Raw genomic sequence first — 18,758 nt, 5'->3', positions numbered from 1 at the left:
GAAAAAAAAATATCAAAAAAAATTATAGTTAAACATTTAACAAATGTCTGATTATTGTTTATAATGGGAATAGGCTTAATTTTGAACTCATTGATCATACAAGAGATATGAGGCTAAAAGCGCTCTAACCGTATAGGTAAATGTAAGCATTTTCTTTTCTGAGCCTGTTATCTTATTCGGATTGGATAGCGCTTTCAAAAAGTGAGAATTCTGCAACGAAGGGGAATCTTTTTAAAAAGGGGAGATTGAACATGACAGCAACAAGAGGTCTTGAAGGTATCGTGGCAACAACTTCATCCGTAAGCTCAATTATTGATGATACTCTTACTTATGTAGGGTACAATATCGATGATTTAACTGAAAAAGCTACATTCGAAGAAATTGTCTACCTGTTATGGCACTTAAAGCTGCCGAATGAGCAGGAGCTGAGTGAATTAAAACAGCAGCTCAATGAAAATGCTCAGATTCCGCAAGAAATCATTGAGCATTTTAAATCTTATTCGCTCGATGGGGTTCATCCAATGTCTGCGATTCGTACAGCAGTATCCTTACTAGGTTTACTCGATGACGAATCAGAGATTATGGACAAAGAAGCGAATTACAGAAAGGCGATTCGCTTACAGGCGAAAATTTCTGGACTAGTCGCTGCGTTTTCACGTATTCGCAAGGGACTTGAGCCTGTACAGCCAAAAGAAGAATACAGCTATGCTGCAAACTTCTTGTATATGCTAAATGGCGAAGAGCCGTCACCAGTAGAAATTGAAGCCATTGATAAGGCACTTATTCTACATGCGGATCATGAATTAAACGCATCGACATTTACAGCACGTGTATGTGTTGCTACACTATCAGATATCTACTCTGGTGTAACAGCGGCTATCGGTGCGCTAAAAGGACCGCTTCATGGCGGCGCTAATGAAGGCGTGATGAAGATGCTTTCAGAAATTGGCGAAGTTGAAAACGTAGATTCCTATATTCATGGTAAGCTAGAGAAGAAAGAAAAAATTATGGGCTTTGGCCACCGCGTATACCGTCAAGGTGACCCGCGTGCAAAGCATCTAAAAGAAATGAGCCAGCGTTTAACAAACCTCACTGGCGAGCCGAAATGGTATGAAATGTCTGTTCGCGCAGAGGAAATCGTGACATCAGAGAAAAATCTTCCACCAAATGTTGATTTTTATTCTGCATCTGTATATCACAGTCTTGGGATTGATCATGACTTGTTTACACCAATTTTCGTGATCAGCCGATTCTCTGGATGGATTGCTCACATTCTAGAGCAATATGACAACAACCGTCTCATCCGTCCAAGAGCTGACTACATTGGACCTGATCTTCAAACCTTTGTTCCGATCAGTGAAAGAGACTAATGTTTATAGAATAAGCGGGGGCTGATTTCAAAAAGCCAATCAGCCTCCATATCAACAAAAAAACGAATCACGTGAAAAACTTTTTTGCTTGCAGACATCAAGCCAAGAAGTTTCAAATATTCACTACATAACCTGGGAGGTAATATCATTGTCACAAGGCGAAAAAATTACAGTTACTGGCGGCGTATTGAATGTACCAAATAATCCAATTATCCCGTTTATCGAAGGGGACGGAATCGGTCCTGACATTTGGAAAGCAGCATCAAGAGTACTTGAAGCAGCTGTAGAAAAAGCATATAAAGGTGAAAAGCAAATCACTTGGAAAGAAGTATATGCAGGTGAGAAAGCTTACAATAAAACTGGAGAGTGGCTTCCTGAGCAAACGCTTGAAGACATTCGTGAATACTTAATTGCGATTAAAGGACCACTAACAACACCAATTGGCGGAGGAATCCGTTCATTAAACGTGGCACTTAGACAAGAGCTTGATTTATTCACATGCTTACGTCCTGTTCGCTGGTTCAAAGGGGTACCTTCTCCTGTGAAACGTCCAGAAGACACAGATATGGTGATCTTCCGTGAGAACACAGAAGATATCTATGCTGGTATCGAGTATGCAAAAGGTTCAGACGAAGTGAAGAAGTTAATTGACTTCTTGAAAAACGAATTAGGTGTGAACAAAATCCGTTTCCCAGAAACGTCAGGTATCGGAATCAAGCCAGTTTCTGAAGAGGGTACATCCCGTCTTGTCAGAGCGGCTATCCAATATGCAATTGACCAAGGCCGTAAATCTGTGACGCTTGTTCACAAAGGAAACATCATGAAATTTACAGAAGGTGCCTTCAAAAACTGGGGCTACGAAGTGGCTGAAAAAGAGTTTGGCGACAAGGTCTTTACATGGGCACAATATGATCGTATTGTAGAACAAGATGGAAAAGATGCGGCAAACAAAGCGCAAAGTGAAGCAGAAGCTGCTGGCAAAATCATTGTCAAAGACAGCATTGCAGATATTTTCCTTCAACAAATCCTAACTCGTCCAGCTGAGTTTGATGTTGTGGCTACAATGAACTTAAATGGAGATTACATCTCTGATGCACTTGCAGCACAAGTTGGTGGAATTGGTATCGCACCGGGTGCGAACATCAACTACGAAACAGGACACGCTATTTTTGAAGCAACTCACGGAACAGCACCAAAATATGCTGGTCTTGATAAAGTGAATCCATCTTCTGTTCTTCTATCGGGCGTGCTTTTACTTGAGCACCTTGGCTGGCAGGAAGCAGCTGATCTAGTGATTCAATCTGTTGAAAAAACAATTGCATCTAAAGTCGTCACATACGATTTTGCTAGATTAATGGATGGCGCAACAGAAGTGAAATGTTCTGAGTTTGCTGACGAGCTCATCAAAAACTTGTCTTGATTCTTAAACTTTAAAGTTAAAGGGGAAAAAGGAAATGGCAAACAAGCGTAAAAAAGTATCTGTCATCGGAGCAGGTTTTACTGGAGCAACTACAGCATTTCTAACGGCTCAAAAAGAATTAGCGGATGTCGTATTAGTTGATATCCCGCAGCTTGAAAACCCAACAAAAGGGAAAGCTCTTGATATGCTGGAAGCAAGCCCTGTTCAAGGCTTCGATGCGAACATTACAGGCACTTCTAACTACGAAGATACAGCCGGTTCTGATGTCGTGGTCATTACGGCAGGAATTGCAAGAAAGCCGGGAATGAGCCGTGACGATCTCGTGTCCACAAATGAAAAAATCATGCGCAGCGTGACACGCGAAATCGTTAAATATTCTCCAGAAGCCATTATTGTTGTGTTAACAAACCCTGTTGATGCAATGACATATGCAGTTTATAAAGAATCAGGATTACCAAAAGAAAAAGTCATTGGACAATCGGGCATTCTTGATACAGCACGTTTCCGTACGTTTGTTGCTCAAGAATTAAACCTATCTGTCAAAGATGTGACGGGCTTTGTCCTTGGTGGACATGGCGATGACATGGTTCCGCTTGTTCGTTACTCTTATGCAGGCGGTATCCCGCTTGAAACATTGATTCCAAAAGATCGTATTGATGCGATTGTTGAAAGAACAAGAAAAGGCGGCGGCGAAATCGTAAACCTATTAGGTAACGGTAGTGCCTATTATGCACCTGCTGCTTCACTAGTAGAAATGGTTGAGGCGATTCTAAAAGATCAGCGCCGCGTCATCCCAACGATTGCATACCTTGAAGGTGAATATGGCTACGAAGGCATTTACCTTGGAGTACCAACAATCGTAGGTGGAAACGGCCTTGAGCAGATCATTGAGCTTGAGTTGACAGAAGAAGAAAGAAGTCAGCTTGACCGTTCTGTTGAATCTGTTAAGAACGTCATGAAAGTATTGTCTTAATATGAAAAAAAGAAGGCTTCTCTTATGAGGGGCCTTCTTTTTGTTTACAAAACAAATCTTGTCGAAATTTTAAATTGTCCTCTTGTTAAGCTTTCGTTAAAATGAAAGAGAAAGCATGACTTCTCGCTTTTCACATAAGATACAAAAAAACGGATGCAGGGGAAATCACTAATTGGAGGCACAACATGAATAAAAAAATATTAGTTGTGGATGATGAAGAATCGATTGTAACACTTCTAAGCTATAACCTTGAAAGGGCGGGCTATGATGTCGTCACAGCAAGAGATGGCGAAGAAGCGCTTGAAAAAGCAGCAAGTGAACAGCCTGATCTCATTGTATTAGATTTAATGCTTCCGAAGATGGACGGCATTGAAGTGTGCAAACAACTGAGAATTCAAAAAATGATGTTCCCTATTTTAATGCTGACAGCAAAGGACGATGAATTTGATAAGGTGCTCGGCCTTGAGCTTGGAGCCGATGATTACATGACAAAGCCATTTAGTCCTAGAGAAGTGGGTGCTCGGGTAAAAGCCATCTTGAGAAGAGCGCAGCAATCTCAGCCTGTCCCCGCGCAAGAGGAGAAGGAAGAGATCATTGCAGACCAAATCAAAATTGGTGAACTGCGCATTTTACCAGAACACTACGAAGTCTACTTCCAAGAAGAACGCCTAGAGCTTACGCCGAAGGAATTTGAACTGCTGCTTTATTTGGCCAAGCATAAAGGACGTGTCCTCACACGTGATCTGCTGCTAAGTGCCGTTTGGAATTATGACTTTGCAGGTGACACTCGTATTGTGGATGTACATATCAGCCACTTGCGGGACAAAATTGAAAAGAATACGAAAAAACCAACATACATTAAAACCATTCGCGGCTTAGGCTACAAATTGGAGGAGCCAAAGCCAAATGAGTAAAATTAGAACCCGTCTGTTTTCGGGCCTTATTTTTCTCCTTTTTATTGTGTTTGTTGCACTTGGCCTTTTTTTGGATCACATGTTCCATGTCTTTTATGAAACAAAATTAACGGAACGAATGGAAAATGAATCGAGCTTTCTTCTTTCTTCCATGGATGGTGATGATCTGCAGGCGAAGCAAAACAAGGAGATCCTCAATCAGGCAAAGCAGCATCTTGATATGAATGCGTCAATTGTGGACCTGAAGGGGAATATCATACATACAACAGGTCAAGCGGAGCAAAGGGGCATCATTCAAAACACACTGAACAATGAACGCCTTCAAACAAAAGGCGTCGTCATTGAGGATGAGAAGGATGCGCTGTTTCATTACGCCGTCCCTATCCTGAAACAAAACAAACCGGTGGGCTATTTATTTCTCCATGCGTCATTCCAGCCTTTAAATGAAATTGACGGCCAGCTTTGGCTCGCATTAGCCGTTTGTCTTGGCTCGGCGATTATTATTATCGTTTTCTTTGGATACCGCATGTCGATGAAATATGTAAAACCGATAGATTACGCCACAAAGGTAGCCAAACAGCTGGAACGCGGGAACTATGATACCAATCATTATGAAGAGCTCATCATCGAAACAAGTGAGCTTAATACATCAATGAAGCGCCTGGCAGAAAGCCTTCAAGAAATGACAAGCACTGGGGAAATGCAGCGGGACCGTCTGCAAACAGTCATTGAAAACATCGGTGCAGGAATTATTTTGATTGATAAGATGGGATATATCAACCTAGTCAATCGAACCTTCCGCAAGCAGTTTAAAGTGCAAAAGCACATTTACATGCACAAGCTGTACCATGAAGCATTTACTCATGAAGAAATTATTGAGCTGATTGACGAAATTTTCATGACAGAAACGAAGGTGCGGAAGTTTTTACGCCTGGCCGTTGACATTGAACGGCGCTACTTCCAGGTGGATGGTGTTCCCATTTTAAGTACAGACGATGAATGGAAAGGAATTGTCCTTGTATTTCATGACGTGACAGAAACAAAGCAGCTTGAGCAGATGCGAAAAGATTTTGTCGCCAATGTGTCTCACGAATTAAAGACACCGATTACGTCGATTAAAGGATTCTCCGAAACTCTTCTTGATGGAGCGATTGATGACAAAGAAGCGCTGACACAATTCCTTTCCATCATTCTAAAAGAGAGTGTCCGTCTCGAAACTCTCATTCAAGATTTACTCGATCTTTCCAAAATCGAGCAGCAGCATTTCAAACTGAATATTCAAGACGCCAATGCGACAGAAATCATTCAAGAGATTGAAGTCCTTTTAAAACAAAAGGCCGCAGAAAAAGGCATTCAATTACAAGTGCGAATCCCGAAAGAGCCTGTCTATGTGATGGCAGATCCGCTGAGGTTAAAGCAAATCTTCCTCAATCTCGTGAACAATGCCCTTACCTATACACCAGAGGGAGGGAGTGTCACCATTTCGGCAAGACCGCGGAAAGGCGCCTATGAATTTGATGTAGCAGATACAGGAATCGGCATGAAGAAAAGCGAGATTCCAAGAATATTTGAGAGATTTTATCGAATTGATAAAGATAGAAGTAGAAATTCAGGCGGTACAGGACTTGGTCTTGCCATTGTCAAACACCTTGTGGAGGCGCATGAAGGGACGATTTCGGTCCATAGCAAACAAGGTAAAGGAACGACTTTTACAGTGAGCCTGAAATCAAAATAGGGAAAAAAGGAAAGTCACGTTAAAATTTACATGATCTTTACAATGGATTCATGTTTAGTTAAACAATCATTGGTAGGATGAATAGGAACCCCTTCATCCAAGGAGCCAATTTTGTAAGGACGAAAACACTTGTTGTTTTCGTCCCTTTTTTTATGCAGGTTCGACTATTTTCTTTTCAAAATAAACTTTGATAAAATGATAATACAATGTGTGAAAGAGACGGCTGAAATGGCTCAGCCGATGGAGGATTAAAACATGACAGACAAAAAGAAATTAGTACTAGTGGATGGAAACAGTCTCGCATATCGAGCCTTTTTTGCATTGCCGCTATTATCAAATGATAAAGGCATCCACACAAATGCCATTTATGGCTTTGCGATGATCTTAATGAAGATGCTCGAGGACGAGAAGCCAACCCATATGCTTGTCGCATTTGATGCGGGAAAAACAACGTTCCGCCACGAGACATTTAAAGAATATAAAGGCGGAAGACAAAAAACGCCGCCAGAGCTATCAGAACAAATGCCGTTCATCCGTGAACTATTAGATGCCTATCAGGTAAAAAGGTACGAGCTTCCTCAATACGAGGCAGACGATATTATCGGGACATTGGCTGTGGAGGCAGAAAAAGACGGCTTTGAAGTCAAAATTTTCTCAGGAGATAAGGACTTAACGCAGCTCTCAACAGACCGTACGACGGTAGCAATTACGAAAAAAGGCATTACAGAAGTAGAATATTACACACCGGCTCATATTGAAGAGAAATATGGCCTGCGCCCAGATCAAATCATCGATATGAAAGGTTTGATGGGAGATTCCTCAGATAATATCCCAGGGGTGCCAGGTGTAGGTGAAAAAACAGCGATTAAATTGTTAAAGCAGTTTGAAACGGTTGAAAACCTGCTTGAACATATTGACGAAGTCAGCGGGAAAAAACTCAAAGAAAAGCTTGAAGAATATAAAGAGCAGGCAGTGATGAGTAAAAAACTCGCAACGATTCTTGTAGAAGCGCCAATTGATGTATCAAGCAAGGATCTCGCATATGAAGGTCCTCATATGGATCAAGTGATCTCTCTTTATAAAGAACTAGGCTTTCAAACGCTGCTAGAACGTCTAGGAGAAGCACCAGAAACAGGTGAACAGGTCGAAGTAGAAGCATTAGAAGTGAAAAAAATGACCGAAGTAACGGATGAGATGCTGACAGATCATGCCGCCCTTGTGGTAGAACAGCTTGGAGATAATTATCATGAAGCAGATTTGATTGGTTTTGCGATCCATAATGAAAATGGTGCGTTTTTTATCACGAAAGAAGATGCGCTTCAATCAGATGCATTTAAACAATGGGTACAGGATGAAACGAAGAAGAAATGGGTCTTTGATTCAAAAAGAGCAGTTGTCGCCCTCAGATGGCATGATGTCGATCTAAAAGGTGTCGATAACGATGTTCTGCTCGCTTCCTATGTCGTCAACCCTCAGAAATCGTATGAGGACGTTGCAAGTGTGGCGAAGGAATATGGTCTTAACATCGCTCTTTCTGATGAAAAAGTGTACGGAAAAGGAGCAAAGCAGGCGATTCCACCTGAAGATGAACTGAAGGAACATCTTGGACGAAAAGCAGCGGCGATCTCTGCTCTGCATGATTTAACACTTGAAGCGCTAGAAAAAAATGATCAGCATGAACTATATGAAGACTTAGAGCTGCCGCTTGCCCTCATCTTAGGTGAAATGGAATCCCTTGGCGTAAAGGTAGATATTGAGCGCCTAGAGAAGATGGGTGAAGAGTTAACGAAAAAGCTGAAAGAATATGAAGAAACCATTCACCGCTTAGCAGGTGAAACGTTTAACATCAATTCTCCTAAACAGCTTGGCGTGATTCTTTTTGAAAAATTAGGCCTGCCGATTATTAAAAAGACAAAGACGGGCTATTCGACATCTGCGGATGTTCTTGAAAAGCTTGAAGATAAGCACGAGATCATTCGGTCCATTCTGCATTACCGCCAAATTGGAAAGCTCCAATCGACCTATGTGGAAGGCTTAATGAAAGTAACGCGCAAGGATACCCATAAAGTGCATACACGATTTAATCAAGCGCTCACGCAAACAGGAAGACTAAGCTCAACAGATCCAAACCTTCAAAATATCCCGATTCGTTTAGAGGAAGGACGAAAGATTCGTCAAGCATTCGTCCCTTCAAAAGAAGGCTGGCTCATGTTTGCTGCTGACTATTCTCAAATTGAGCTGCGTGTACTCGCTCATATTTCTCAGGACGAGAATTTGATCGAAGCGTTTACGCAAGATATGGATATTCACACAAAGACAGCGATGGACGTGTTCCATGTCTCAGAAGAAGAAGTGACTTCCTCTATGAGAAGACAAGCCAAGGCAGTCAACTTCGGAATTGTATATGGAATCAGTGACTATGGATTATCTCAAAATCTTGGGATCACAAGAAAAGAAGCAGCTGCCTTTATCGAACGCTATTTAACAAGCTTTAAAGGCGTGAAAACCTATATGGAAGAGATCGTGCAGGAAGCGAAACAAAAAGGATATGTCACGACGCTTCTCAAACGCAGAAGGTATATCCCGGATATCACAAGCCGTAATTTTAATATCAAAAGCTTTGCCGAACGAACAGCCATGAACACACCGATCCAAGGAAGTGCAGCTGATATTATTAAAAAAGCCATGATTGATATGGCGCGAAAGTTAAAAGAAGAAAACTTGCAGGCAAATCTTTTATTACAGGTGCATGATGAATTGATCTTTGAAGCACCGAAAGAAGAAATTGCCATACTTGAAAAAATTGTCCCTGAAGTCATGGAAAATGCACTTCAGCTAGATGTGCCGCTAAAAGTTGATTTTGCTTCAGGCCCATCTTGGTACGACGCAAAATAATTAGAGAGAGAAAAAGGAGCGAGGAGCATGCCGGAATTACCAGAAGTTGAAACCGTCCGGCGCACACTCAAGCGGTTAGTCGAAGGAAAAACGATTGAAACGGTCGATATTAAATGGCCAAATATCATCAAACGTCCTGGGGAGCCGGAAGAGTTCGCAAGAAGGATGGTAGGAGAAACGATACAAACCATTGAAAGAAGAGGGAAGTTCCTGCTCTTTCATTTAGACCATTACGTGATGGTCTCCCATTTAAGGATGGAAGGGAAATACCGTGTACATGAAGCGCATGAGCCATACGATAAACATGTCCACGTTGTCTTTACGTTTACAGACGGTACTGAGCTTCGGTATCATGATGTGCGTAAATTTGGCACGATGCATTTATTTCAGCCGGGTGAAGAAGAAAAGGAACTCCCGCTCTCACAGCTGGGATATGAGCCTTTTGATGATCAATTCACTCCGGAATATTTATGGGAGCAATTGAAAAAAACATCCCGTGTGGTCAAAACAGCGCTGCTTGATCAAAAGATTGTCGTGGGACTAGGTAATATTTATGTAGATGAGGTTTTGTTTAAAGCGGGCATTCATCCAGAAACAAAAGCGAATCAGCTCAGCCTTGAATCCTGTAAAGTGCTTCACAGGCATATTATCGATACACTTCAAGTGGCGGTAGATGCAGGAGGCAGCACGATTCGATCATATATCAATTCACAAGGTGATATTGGAACATTTCAGCTGCAGCTTCTTGTGTATGACCGGCGGGGAGAGCCTTGTCAAACATGCGGAAGCATCATTGAGAAAACAGTAGTCGGAGGGCGTGGCACTCATTTTTGTGTAACCTGCCAAAAACATCCTCAATAAAAATCAGCCATCAGCATGCTTCCTTTTTGCTGTGCATACGATAAAAAACATTCATTTTTCAGCAAGGTGTAGACTGACACACAGCCCACCTGCTCTTCATATAGTGAAGAAGAGTCTAAGGACGCCTAGAGACTCTTGATCATCGTTGCATGAACAGAAAGGAAGAGTTCAGGTATGATTTCGATTTCGCTCCTGTTTTTAGCTATTGCAGTCAGTATTGACAGCTTTTCTGTAGGCTTTACGTATGGCCTTCGTAAAATGAAGATTCCATTTAAAGCGATTGTCATTATTGCATGCTGTTCAGGGATTGTGCTGCTCATTTCCATGCTGATTGGCAGCCTGCTGACGACATTCCTCCCTGTCTCAGTGACAGATAAACTTGGTGGAGGCATTTTGATCGCCATTGGACTTTGGGTCCTTTATCAATTTTACAAACCAGCGAAAGAGCGTGATTTGCTTCTTCATGAAAAGACATTGCTTAATGTGGAAGTGCAATCGCTTGGTCTTGTCATTCAAATTTTGCGAAAGCCGACAAGTGCAGATATTGACCGTTCTGGGACGATCAATGGAATGGAAGCGGTGCTTCTTGGGATTGCTTTATCCATTGATGCATTTGGCGCAGGGATTGGCGCTGCGATTCTAGGCTTTTCTCCAATTGTCATGAGTATCACTGTGGCCGTGATGAGCTCACTCTTTGTGTGTATCGGGCTCCGTGCCGGTCATTACTTGGCCAATTGGCGCTGGATCGATAAACTTGCATGCTTACCAGGGCTTCTGCTCATTTTAATTGGGGTGTGGAAGCTGTAAAGGAGGAAATCAATTGACGCTTGTCATTGGATTAACAGGCGGGATTGCTAGTGGAAAAAGCACCGTCTCGCAAATGATAAAAGAGCAGGGCATCAGGGTCGTGGACGCAGATGTCATTGCAAAAGAAGCGGTTGCTAAAGGTACACCAGCTCTTCAACAAATCGTTCAAGCCTTTGGTGAGGATGTTCTCCTGCCAAATGGGGAGCTGAACCGGCAGCAGCTTGGAGCCATCATTTTTTCTGATGAAGAGAAAAGAAAGCAGCTGAATGCGATTGTTCATCCTGAAGTGAGAAAAGAAATGCTCAAACAGCGAGATGAAGGGGTTAGTCAGAAGGAAACCTTCGTTGTCCTCGATATCCCGCTTTTATTTGAAAGTCAGCTGGAAAGCCTCGTCGACCGCATCATTGTGGTGTATACAACGCCCGAATTGCAGCTGTCGCGGCTCATGAATCGAAATGACCTTAGCGAGGAAGAAGCGCTGAATCGTATTCACTCTCAGCAGCCTCTTGAGGAGAAATGTAAAAAAGCAGACCGCGTGATAGAGAACACACAAGATCTCGCGTTTATTAGAAAGCAATTGCAGAACATATTAAATGAATGGGAACATACAGATAAGTAAGAGTACATACACGTACTCTTCTTTTTTTATGCTTTATTCTGATTTCCTTTGAAAAGAACAGCCCTTTTTAGAAAATATACGTTTATATACTGGCAATTACATTCTAATGTGATATACTAATTTCATAAATAAATTTATTGAGTATAACACATAATAGAGGAGTGACCTGTTCATGAAGGTAAAAGCAGCGATCAATGGGTTTGGCAGAATTGGACGCATGGTCTTCAGAAAAGCAATGCTTGATGATCAAATTCAAATTGTAGCGGTGAACGCAAGCTATCCTGCCGAAACGCTAGCACATTTAATTAAATATGATACAAATCATGGACGTTACGAATGTGATGTGACAGCAGAAGATGACGCCTTGATTGTGAATGGCAAAAGAGTTCTTTTGCTTAATAATAGAGACCCAAAGCAGCTTCCATGGGGAGAGCTTGGGATTGATATCGTCATTGAAGCAACAGGTAAATTTAATTCAAAAGATCAAGCGATGGGCCATATAGATGCCGGAGCGAAAAAAGTCGTTCTAACAGCTCCAGGTAAAAATGAAGACATTACGATTGTGATGGGTGTCAATGAGGATGATCTTGATCCTGAAAAGCACGTCATTATTTCAAACGCATCTTGTACAACAAACTGTTTAGCACCAGTTGTGAAACTGTTAGATGATGAATTTGGCATCGACAATGGTTTAATGACAACGGTTCATGCTTATACAAATGATCAAAAAAATATCGATAACCCGCATAAGGATCTGCGCCGGGCGAGAGCATGTGCTCAGTCCATTATTCCAACTACGACGGGTGCCGCTAAAGCGCTTTCTTTAGTGCTTCCGCACATGAAAGGGAAATTACATGGACTTGCACTTCGCGTACCAGTTTCCAATGTGTCGATGGTTGATCTTGTCGTTGACTTGAAAAAAGATGTGACAGCAGAAGAAGTCAATGCAGCCTTCTCGAATGCATCTAAAACATCTCTTGCCGGTATTTTAGATTACACAGATGAGCCGCTTGTCTCTACGGACTTTAACACAAACCCTTATTCAGCAGTCGTTGATGGACTGACAACGATGGTAATGGAAGGGAGAAAAGTGAAAGTTCTTGCATGGTATGACAATGAATGGGGTTATTCATGCCGAGTGGTTGACCTTGTAAAGTTTGTCGGCGCACAGATGAAAGAGCTGTCTGCTGTTTGAAATGAAGAAGACGATCGTCCCTTTTCAAGAAATGAGAGAAAATCCCACTAAAAACACAGCTTGCAAAATGGGTCTAAACAAAGTATACTATTTTTCGTGAACTTCTTGTTCGCAGACTCATTCGGGTATACTTAAAGGGTTAGGACCTCTTAGGACTAACTTTCCCCCGTGGTATATGTCCGGTCCGGCTGCTTAGAACTTCACTCTTTCATTCTTGTTTAAAGGGGGGTCCATGATGGAAACAATCGGACGTCACGTTATCTCCGAGCTATGGGGATGCGACTGTGATAAACTGAACGACATGGATTTTATTGAAAAAACGTTTGTAAATGCAGCTTTGAAATCAGGAGCTGAGGTAAGAGAGGTTGCTTTTCACAAATTTGCACCTCAAGGAGTAAGTGGAGTTGTCATTATTTCTGAATCTCATCTGACAATTCACAGCTTTCCTGAACATGGTTATGCGAGCATAGATGTTTATACTTGCGGTGACCTAGATCCGAATATTGCAGCAGATCATATCGGAGATGAATTAGGTGCTGAAACAAGAGAAAACATCGAAATTCCTCGAGGCATGGGACCTGTACAAGTAAAACAGGCACAAGCCAAAGCACTGTAAACATAAAAAAGATTGCAATGGGAGCTGGCCAAAAGCATTGAATGCCTTTGTGTTATGCTCCTTTTTATATTTTTTTTGATAAAAAATCCAACATTCCCCAGCTTGTCTATACTTTTGTTCTAGGAAAACAAAGGTTTTTTTTATAAAATAAAGAAAGAGGCATTATGGCAAAGGGGATACGTGTATGACTTTAAGACAAAAGTTTAAGCGATTCATGTCAAACCATACAGAAACATCTGACGAGCATCCAGTGTCAGAACTGAAAAGCCATTACTACAAATCGACGAATGCACAAGTTTTTCAAGCGGTGGAAACCATTCTTTCCCGAAGCGATTCTTATCAAGTGACATCTGTTTCAGCAGAACGAGGTGAAATCAGCGCAAACATACGATTGCCGAAAAAAGCCTTTCTCGTGGCGACTGTCATTTCAATTCGTCCTTTTGAAACAGCTGTCGATTTTAATGTGACAACAGAAACGGCCCTGCCAACAGATTTCGGCTATAGTCAAAAGACCGTTCTGTCCCTTTATGATGAACTAGACAAACAACTTCCAAGAATAGATCGGAGCTGATGAAATGAAATGTCCCACATGTCAGCACCTTGGCACAAGGGTGCTTGATTCAAGACCAGTAGATGAAGGGAAATCCATCCGTCGTAGAAGAGAGTGCGAAAGCTGCCAATATCGCTTTACGACGTTTGAAAAATTAGAAGAATTACCGCTGATTGTGGTGAAAAAAGAAGGGATTCGAGAAGAATTCAGCCGGGAAAAAATGCTGAGAGGACTCATCAAAGCGTGTGAAAAGCGTCCTGTCGCTTTAAAGCAGCTGGAGGATGTCTGCTTTAATATCGAAAAAGAACTGCGCAATCAAGGCATGTCAGAGGTGAAAAGCGAGCTTGTAGGTGAAATGGTCATGGACGAGCTGGCGAAAATTGATGAAGTGTCTTACGTCAGGTTTGCCTCGGTTTACCGGCAGTTTAAAGACATCAATGTCTTTATTGATGAATTAAAAGATCTATTAAAGAAAGAACGCTAAAAAGAGCTGGAGATTCTTCATGCTCTTTTTCCTGCGTAAAGCGTAAAACGTAAAAAGAGTGTACAATGGAAACAATCGCAATTCATGGGGAGGATCAGCATATGACAGAGCATTGGAAGGAAGTGCTAGCCGTCGATCCGTATGTCGTCAAAAGCGCTTCATTGCTCGGTGACATCGATAGACAGCTCATCACTCTTTTATATCAGCCGCTTATTGGCATGTCCGCTTTCAGCTTATACATGACGCTGTGGGGTGAGCTGGAACAAAATCGTATGTGGGGGAAACCTGCACCTCATCGGCAGCTCATGGTCATGCTGCAGACGAATTTAAATGATATTTTTGAGGAACGTTTAAAGCTTGAAGCGATCGGCTTACTCCGCACATATGAACAGGAAACGGAAGAAGGCAGACTGTTTACATATGAGCTTGTACCGCCGCTAAGACCGGATGAGTTTTTCCAAGATGGTATGCTGAATGTTTTGCTGTACCATCGTGTAGAGAAAGCAAAATATATGCAGCTGCGTGATTATTTCTCTTATCCAGGTGTTCCTGCAGAAGCAAAGAACATTTCACGGTCGTTTGAAGAAGTCTTTCACGTATTGCAGCCAGGCGAGCGCAAGATGACAGAAGAAATTCATCAGGCGTCATCGCTTGAGCAAGGCTATGAATATGTGACCGTTGGATCGAGTCAGCCGGCACCGCTCTCAGACGAATCCTTTGATTTCGATCTATTATTAGCCGGTATGTCTGACATGATGATTCCAAGGAAGGCTTTGACAAAGCAGGTAAAAGAAACAATTAAGAAGTTAGCTGTTGTATACGGCATCACCCCGCTTCAAATGCAAAATATTGTAGCAGGTGCATGCGGTTCTGATCAAATGATCTCAACAGAAGAGCTGAGAAAAGCAGCAAGAGACTGGTACCAAATTGAATACAGAGGCGAACAGCCAAAGCTGATTGATCAAAAACAGCCAAGACACTTGCGACAAGATGCTTCAAAGACGCCGGCAGCGGATACTCCAGATGCAAAATTGATTGAAAAACTGGATCATATTTCGCCTAGAGAGCTGCTAAAAGACATGGCAGATGGCATTGAGCCAACGTATGCCGACTTAAGAATTGTCGAAGATATCATGCTCGAGCAGCAGCTAGAGCCAGGTGTCATGAATGTTCTCATCTACTATACATTACTTAAAACAGATATGAAGCTGTCAAAAACATATATGCAAAAAATCGCCGCTCATTGGGTGAGAAAGAAAATCAAAACCGTAGCAGCTGCCATGAAAATTGCTAAAGAAGAGAACAGACAAATGACAGAGTGGGCGCAGCAGAAAAAGCAGCGCAGCCCATATGGTACAGGAAAAGTCGTCAGGGAAGAGAAACTGCCTGACTGGATGAAAGAAACTGAAACAAAAGAACAGCCGGCAAAAGAGAAAACGGACAATCTGTCTACAGAAGACCTCGAACGAGAAAAAGAAAAACTGTTAGATCAGTTTAAAAATATGAAAAAGTACAATGCACATTAAGGTGAGGTGAGATGGGATGAAACCGATCGGTCGTTCATTTGAACAGCTAAAAGGACGAGTAGATTTTCGTGTGAGATACAATCAGATTAAGGAAAGTGTGTTATCTGATGAAGATGTGAAGGCTTTTTTACAGAAGCATCAAGAAGAGATACATGAAGACATGATCAATCGCAGCTTGAACCGGCTCTTTGAATATGTGCAGCAGTCGAAGGGCTGCTCTTACTGCTTAGATGACGAAAACGTTAATGCGATTTTAGATGGGTATCACCCGAAGCTTGTGATCAAAGGTCAGAGTATTGATATTGAATATTCCCCTTGTCCAGTCAAGCTGCGGCTCGATAGACAGAAGAAACAGCAAGAGCTGATGAAAAGCATGTATATTCCGCAAAATGTCCTTCAAGCGACGTTCGCTGATCTGAACGTTGTGGGAAGACAAGAGGTCATTCAAAAAGTAGGTCAATTCCTCCAAAGCTATGATGAGACTGGAAAAGGAAAAGGCTTGTATTTACACGGAAAGTTTGGAGTAGGAAAAACGTATATACTAGCAGCTATTGCGCAGCAGCTAGCGGAGAAAGAATACCCATCTCTCCTTGTTTACGTGCCTGAATTTGTAAGAGAGTTAAAAAATTCATTAGCCGATCATACGCTAGAAGAAAAGCTGAATATGGTCAAGTCCACTCCTATTTTAATGCTTGATGATATTGGGGCAGAATCGATGACAAGCTGGGTGCGGGATGAACTGCTCGGTACGATCTTACAATACCGTATGGCAGAGCAGCTGCCGACATTTTTCTCTTCTAATTTCTCACCAAACGAGCTGAAGCATCACTTTACGTACTCACAGCGGGGAGAAAAAGAAGAGGTCAAAGCCGCTCGTTTAATGGAACGGATTCTCTATTTAGCAGAGCCAGTGTTGCTCGAAGGAGAAAACCGCCGTCATTTATAAAAACGTATGTCACCTGAAGGAGGAGCAAATGAAATGAACAAAAGAAAATGGCTGCTTTTTCTTGGGATTGGCATTTTTGCTGCTGCGCTGTGGTGGCTGAATAAACAGCATCTTCAGCTGGCGCCGAAAGATGTGAAGAATTGGGTGCTTCAATTTGGGATGCTGGCTCCCTTTGTTTTTCTTTTCTTATCTCTTTTTCGCCCGTTTGTTCTCGTCCCGATTACCGTCTTTTCGTTGGCGGCAGGTTTGGCATTCGGCAGTGTCCTTGGGACGATTTATGCCCTCATTGGAGCGACAGCCGGGGCAACAGGCTCTTTCATGATTGCTTCAACCTTTCGTGCAAAAAAGAAGGAAACAGAATCAAACAGCCGAAAGCTGAAAGCGGTGACGTCCCGCATTCAGGAGCATGGATTTCTTTATATTTTGTTATTGCGTATTGCACCGATTCACTTTGATTTTGTCAGCTATGCGGCAGCTGCTTCACGTGCAAATTATCGTGCATTTGTGGCAGCCACCTTTTTAGGCTTAATACCGGGGACAATTGCGTTAAATGTTCTCGGCTCAAGCTTTGTCAGCGGCAATTATGCCGCCTTAGTGGTTGTTTGTTTGATTTATTTAATCTTTATCTCTGTTCCACTCATTTTAAAAAGAAAGATGCCTGATTTATTTTAGGCGTCTATTTTTTATGTTCCCCCCATATATATGTAACAGATGTCGTTAGGGGGGACAAACATGCTTGAAATAATCTTTGAAGATGAATATGATACCGCCGCTTTTTTACATCTTGCTGAACACTTAGACAGTCGGCATCACATGTCAATTCAACAAGGGAAAGACCGGCTTCTCATAGAGGCGAAGGAATCCGAAGAAGCACTTGAGCACATTGTGCGGCCATTATTGGTTCACTTTTTTTTGGAATGCAAAGAAAATGAGCGCATGCGCAGCATCCTTGAAAACACCTATTTGTTTAAAGATCCTGAAGAGCAGCACCAAATTCTTTCCATCGCACACAGTATCATGAACGGGGATTTAGATGATATTCCCGGCATTCAGCAAGACCCGTCAAGAGAAGCCCTTTTAAAAAAGGAGCTTGAGGCGATTTCTTTACAGCAAGGCGTTTTTTCAATTGGTTCATTTATGACATTTAGGCTGTCAGAGTATGACCGAAGGCTGAAGAACTATGTTGAAGTGTCCATTGAAGAATACAAAATGGAGCAGGAGTATCAAAACTTCATTCAATCGCTTCGAGACTATGTGATGGCAAGAGAGCCTAGGCTCGAAAAAGTACATGTTGTGCATCAGGAACGCCTGGTGATTTGGGAATTTCGCTACGCTTCTGAGCGTGATCAAAAACAATACATAGACAGACAGTTTGTAAGAGAGCATCCAATGTATATTGATTCGCAGCTGATTGCACCGCTTGTCTCCATTGCACCGCAAAAAATTGACCTATTTACAAATGATACAGGTCACTCGATGGTGCAAACCATTCAAAATATTTTTCAAGAAAGGGTCGAGGTGTTCCCGTCTCATTCATTCCAAGAGCAGAATGTTCAATTTGTACATGCTCATTTCAACAAGAAAAGTGAAAAGCTTTCTTGATTTTCACGAAAAAACGTTTTATAATACGGTGTAACTTCATACAGAGACCGTATTGATAAGGACATGAACAAATGAACACCCGCTTAAAGAGAGGGAAGCCGCGGCTGAAAGCTTCCTAGCAGAGGACCATTTGCTTTACCACCTTTGAACATCAGCTGTGAACTTTTTAGTAATGGCTGACGGGAATTCCCGTTATCGAACCGCAAGCCGTATTTGCTTATGAAAAAGCAAGCTGCAAATACGGG

At 42.1% G+C, this 18,758-nt stretch carries 17 protein-coding genes and 1 other annotated feature (1 of these 18 cut by a window edge); all 17 genes read left to right on the top strand.

Annotated elements, in window-relative coordinates:
- Positions 1 to 251 precede the first annotated feature (251 nt).
- On the top strand, positions 252 to 1,370 hold the full coding sequence (gene citZ / locus MHI23_RS13255) for a citrate synthase (RefSeq protein ID WP_024424790.1): 1,119 nt from the start codon (positions 252 to 254) through the stop codon (positions 1,368 to 1,370).
- A 148-nt stretch (positions 1,371 to 1,518) separates the two neighbouring features.
- Positions 1,519 to 2,790: an NADP-dependent isocitrate dehydrogenase gene (gene icd / locus MHI23_RS13250; protein ID WP_024424789.1), complete on the top strand. Its 1,272-nt coding sequence runs from the start codon at positions 1,519 to 1,521 to the stop codon at positions 2,788 to 2,790.
- A 34-nt stretch (positions 2,791 to 2,824) separates the two neighbouring features.
- The gene (mdh, locus tag MHI23_RS13245) at positions 2,825 to 3,763 is read left to right on the top strand and encodes a malate dehydrogenase (protein WP_008356047.1); all 939 of its coding nucleotides are present in this window, start codon (positions 2,825 to 2,827) and stop codon (positions 3,761 to 3,763) included.
- Positions 3,764 to 3,948: 185 nt separating this feature from the next.
- Positions 3,949 to 4,677 carry a response regulator transcription factor gene (locus tag MHI23_RS13240; RefSeq protein ID WP_024424788.1) on the top strand — a complete coding sequence of 243 codons (729 nt, stop codon included), beginning with the start codon at positions 3,949 to 3,951 and terminating at the stop codon, positions 4,675 to 4,677.
- Positions 4,670 to 6,412 carry an ATP-binding protein gene (locus MHI23_RS13235; protein ID WP_024424787.1) on the top strand — a complete coding sequence of 581 codons (1,743 nt, stop codon included), beginning with the start codon at positions 4,670 to 4,672 and terminating at the stop codon, positions 6,410 to 6,412. Before MHI23_RS13240 ends, MHI23_RS13235 begins: the two co-directional genes overlap by 8 nt.
- Before the next feature lie 255 nt (positions 6,413 to 6,667).
- Positions 6,668 to 9,307: a DNA polymerase I gene (gene polA, locus MHI23_RS13230; protein WP_285709274.1), complete on the top strand. Its 2,640-nt coding sequence runs from the start codon at positions 6,668 to 6,670 to the stop codon at positions 9,305 to 9,307.
- Positions 9,308 to 9,334: 27 nt separating this feature from the next.
- On the top strand, positions 9,335 to 10,168 hold the full coding sequence (mutM, locus tag MHI23_RS13225; protein ID WP_025092256.1) for a DNA-formamidopyrimidine glycosylase: 834 nt from the start codon (positions 9,335 to 9,337) through the stop codon (positions 10,166 to 10,168).
- Between the two features lie 174 nt (positions 10,169 to 10,342).
- The gene (gene ytaF, locus MHI23_RS13220; RefSeq protein WP_025092255.1) at positions 10,343 to 10,975 is read left to right on the top strand and encodes a sporulation membrane protein YtaF; all 633 of its coding nucleotides are present in this window, start codon (positions 10,343 to 10,345) and stop codon (positions 10,973 to 10,975) included.
- Between the two features lie 13 nt (positions 10,976 to 10,988).
- The gene (gene coaE / locus MHI23_RS13215; protein ID WP_025092254.1) at positions 10,989 to 11,594 is read left to right on the top strand and encodes a dephospho-CoA kinase; all 606 of its coding nucleotides are present in this window, start codon (positions 10,989 to 10,991) and stop codon (positions 11,592 to 11,594) included.
- Between the two features lie 172 nt (positions 11,595 to 11,766).
- Positions 11,767 to 12,789, top strand: coding sequence for a glyceraldehyde-3-phosphate dehydrogenase (locus MHI23_RS13210; RefSeq protein WP_024425707.1), 1,023 nt, complete (start codon positions 11,767 to 11,769; stop codon positions 12,787 to 12,789).
- A gap of 235 nt (positions 12,790 to 13,024) precedes the next feature.
- On the top strand, positions 13,025 to 13,405 hold the full coding sequence (gene speD, locus MHI23_RS13205; protein ID WP_003216492.1) for an adenosylmethionine decarboxylase: 381 nt from the start codon (positions 13,025 to 13,027) through the stop codon (positions 13,403 to 13,405).
- Between the two features lie 184 nt (positions 13,406 to 13,589).
- Positions 13,590 to 13,976 carry a hypothetical protein gene (locus tag MHI23_RS13200; protein WP_024425708.1) on the top strand — a complete coding sequence of 129 codons (387 nt, stop codon included), beginning with the start codon at positions 13,590 to 13,592 and terminating at the stop codon, positions 13,974 to 13,976.
- A 4-nt stretch (positions 13,977 to 13,980) separates the two neighbouring features.
- Positions 13,981 to 14,439: a transcriptional regulator NrdR gene (gene nrdR / locus MHI23_RS13195; RefSeq protein ID WP_003216720.1), complete on the top strand. Its 459-nt coding sequence runs from the start codon at positions 13,981 to 13,983 to the stop codon at positions 14,437 to 14,439.
- 101 nt (positions 14,440 to 14,540) lie between these two features.
- Positions 14,541 to 15,965 (top strand): replication initiation and membrane attachment family protein, encoded by a 1,425-nt coding sequence (locus MHI23_RS13190; RefSeq protein WP_342492476.1) that lies wholly within the window; start codon positions 14,541 to 14,543, stop codon positions 15,963 to 15,965.
- A gap of 16 nt (positions 15,966 to 15,981) precedes the next feature.
- Positions 15,982 to 16,911 carry a primosomal protein DnaI gene (gene dnaI / locus MHI23_RS13185; protein ID WP_024425710.1) on the top strand — a complete coding sequence of 310 codons (930 nt, stop codon included), beginning with the start codon at positions 15,982 to 15,984 and terminating at the stop codon, positions 16,909 to 16,911.
- Between the two features lie 33 nt (positions 16,912 to 16,944).
- Positions 16,945 to 17,583 (top strand): TVP38/TMEM64 family protein, encoded by a 639-nt coding sequence (locus MHI23_RS13180; RefSeq protein WP_125587150.1) that lies wholly within the window; start codon positions 16,945 to 16,947, stop codon positions 17,581 to 17,583.
- Positions 17,584 to 17,643: 60 nt separating this feature from the next.
- Positions 17,644 to 18,513, top strand: a complete 870-nt coding sequence (gene ytxC, locus MHI23_RS13175; protein WP_125587149.1) for a putative sporulation protein YtxC — start codon at positions 17,644 to 17,646, stop codon at positions 18,511 to 18,513.
- Between the two features lie 43 nt (positions 18,514 to 18,556).
- Positions 18,557 to 18,758: a binding site (T-box leader), on the top strand; it runs 46 nt beyond the window's last position.

Source organism: Bacillus sp. FSL M7-0003 (assembly GCF_038628485.1).
Lineage (GTDB): Bacteria > Bacillota > Bacilli > Bacillales > Bacillaceae > Bacillus > Bacillus safensis.
This window is presented reverse-complemented; position numbering and strand designations above follow the sequence as displayed.

Coding starts and splice junctions, on each gene's coding strand:
- ytaF (WP_025092255.1), top strand. CDS start 10,343: ATGATTTCGATTTCGCTCCTGTTTTTAGCTATTGCAGTCAGTATTGAC.
- MHI23_RS13190 (WP_342492476.1), top strand. CDS start 14,541: ATGACAGAGCATTGGAAGGAAGTGCTAGCCGTCGATCCGTATGTCGTC.
- MHI23_RS13210 (WP_024425707.1), top strand. CDS start 11,767: ATGAAGGTAAAAGCAGCGATCAATGGGTTTGGCAGAATTGGACGCATG.
- mutM (WP_025092256.1), top strand. CDS start 9,335: ATGCCGGAATTACCAGAAGTTGAAACCGTCCGGCGCACACTCAAGCGG.
- nrdR (WP_003216720.1), top strand. CDS start 13,981: ATGAAATGTCCCACATGTCAGCACCTTGGCACAAGGGTGCTTGATTCA.
- MHI23_RS13240 (WP_024424788.1), top strand. CDS start 3,949: ATGAATAAAAAAATATTAGTTGTGGATGATGAAGAATCGATTGTAACA.
- citZ (WP_024424790.1), top strand. CDS start 252: ATGACAGCAACAAGAGGTCTTGAAGGTATCGTGGCAACAACTTCATCC.
- dnaI (WP_024425710.1), top strand. CDS start 15,982: ATGAAACCGATCGGTCGTTCATTTGAACAGCTAAAAGGACGAGTAGAT.
- MHI23_RS13200 (WP_024425708.1), top strand. CDS start 13,590: ATGACTTTAAGACAAAAGTTTAAGCGATTCATGTCAAACCATACAGAA.
- mdh (WP_008356047.1), top strand. CDS start 2,825: ATGGCAAACAAGCGTAAAAAAGTATCTGTCATCGGAGCAGGTTTTACT.
- polA (WP_285709274.1), top strand. CDS start 6,668: ATGACAGACAAAAAGAAATTAGTACTAGTGGATGGAAACAGTCTCGCA.
- MHI23_RS13235 (WP_024424787.1), top strand. CDS start 4,670: ATGAGTAAAATTAGAACCCGTCTGTTTTCGGGCCTTATTTTTCTCCTT.
- MHI23_RS13180 (WP_125587150.1), top strand. CDS start 16,945: ATGAACAAAAGAAAATGGCTGCTTTTTCTTGGGATTGGCATTTTTGCT.
- ytxC (WP_125587149.1), top strand. CDS start 17,644: ATGCTTGAAATAATCTTTGAAGATGAATATGATACCGCCGCTTTTTTA.
- speD (WP_003216492.1), top strand. CDS start 13,025: ATGGAAACAATCGGACGTCACGTTATCTCCGAGCTATGGGGATGCGAC.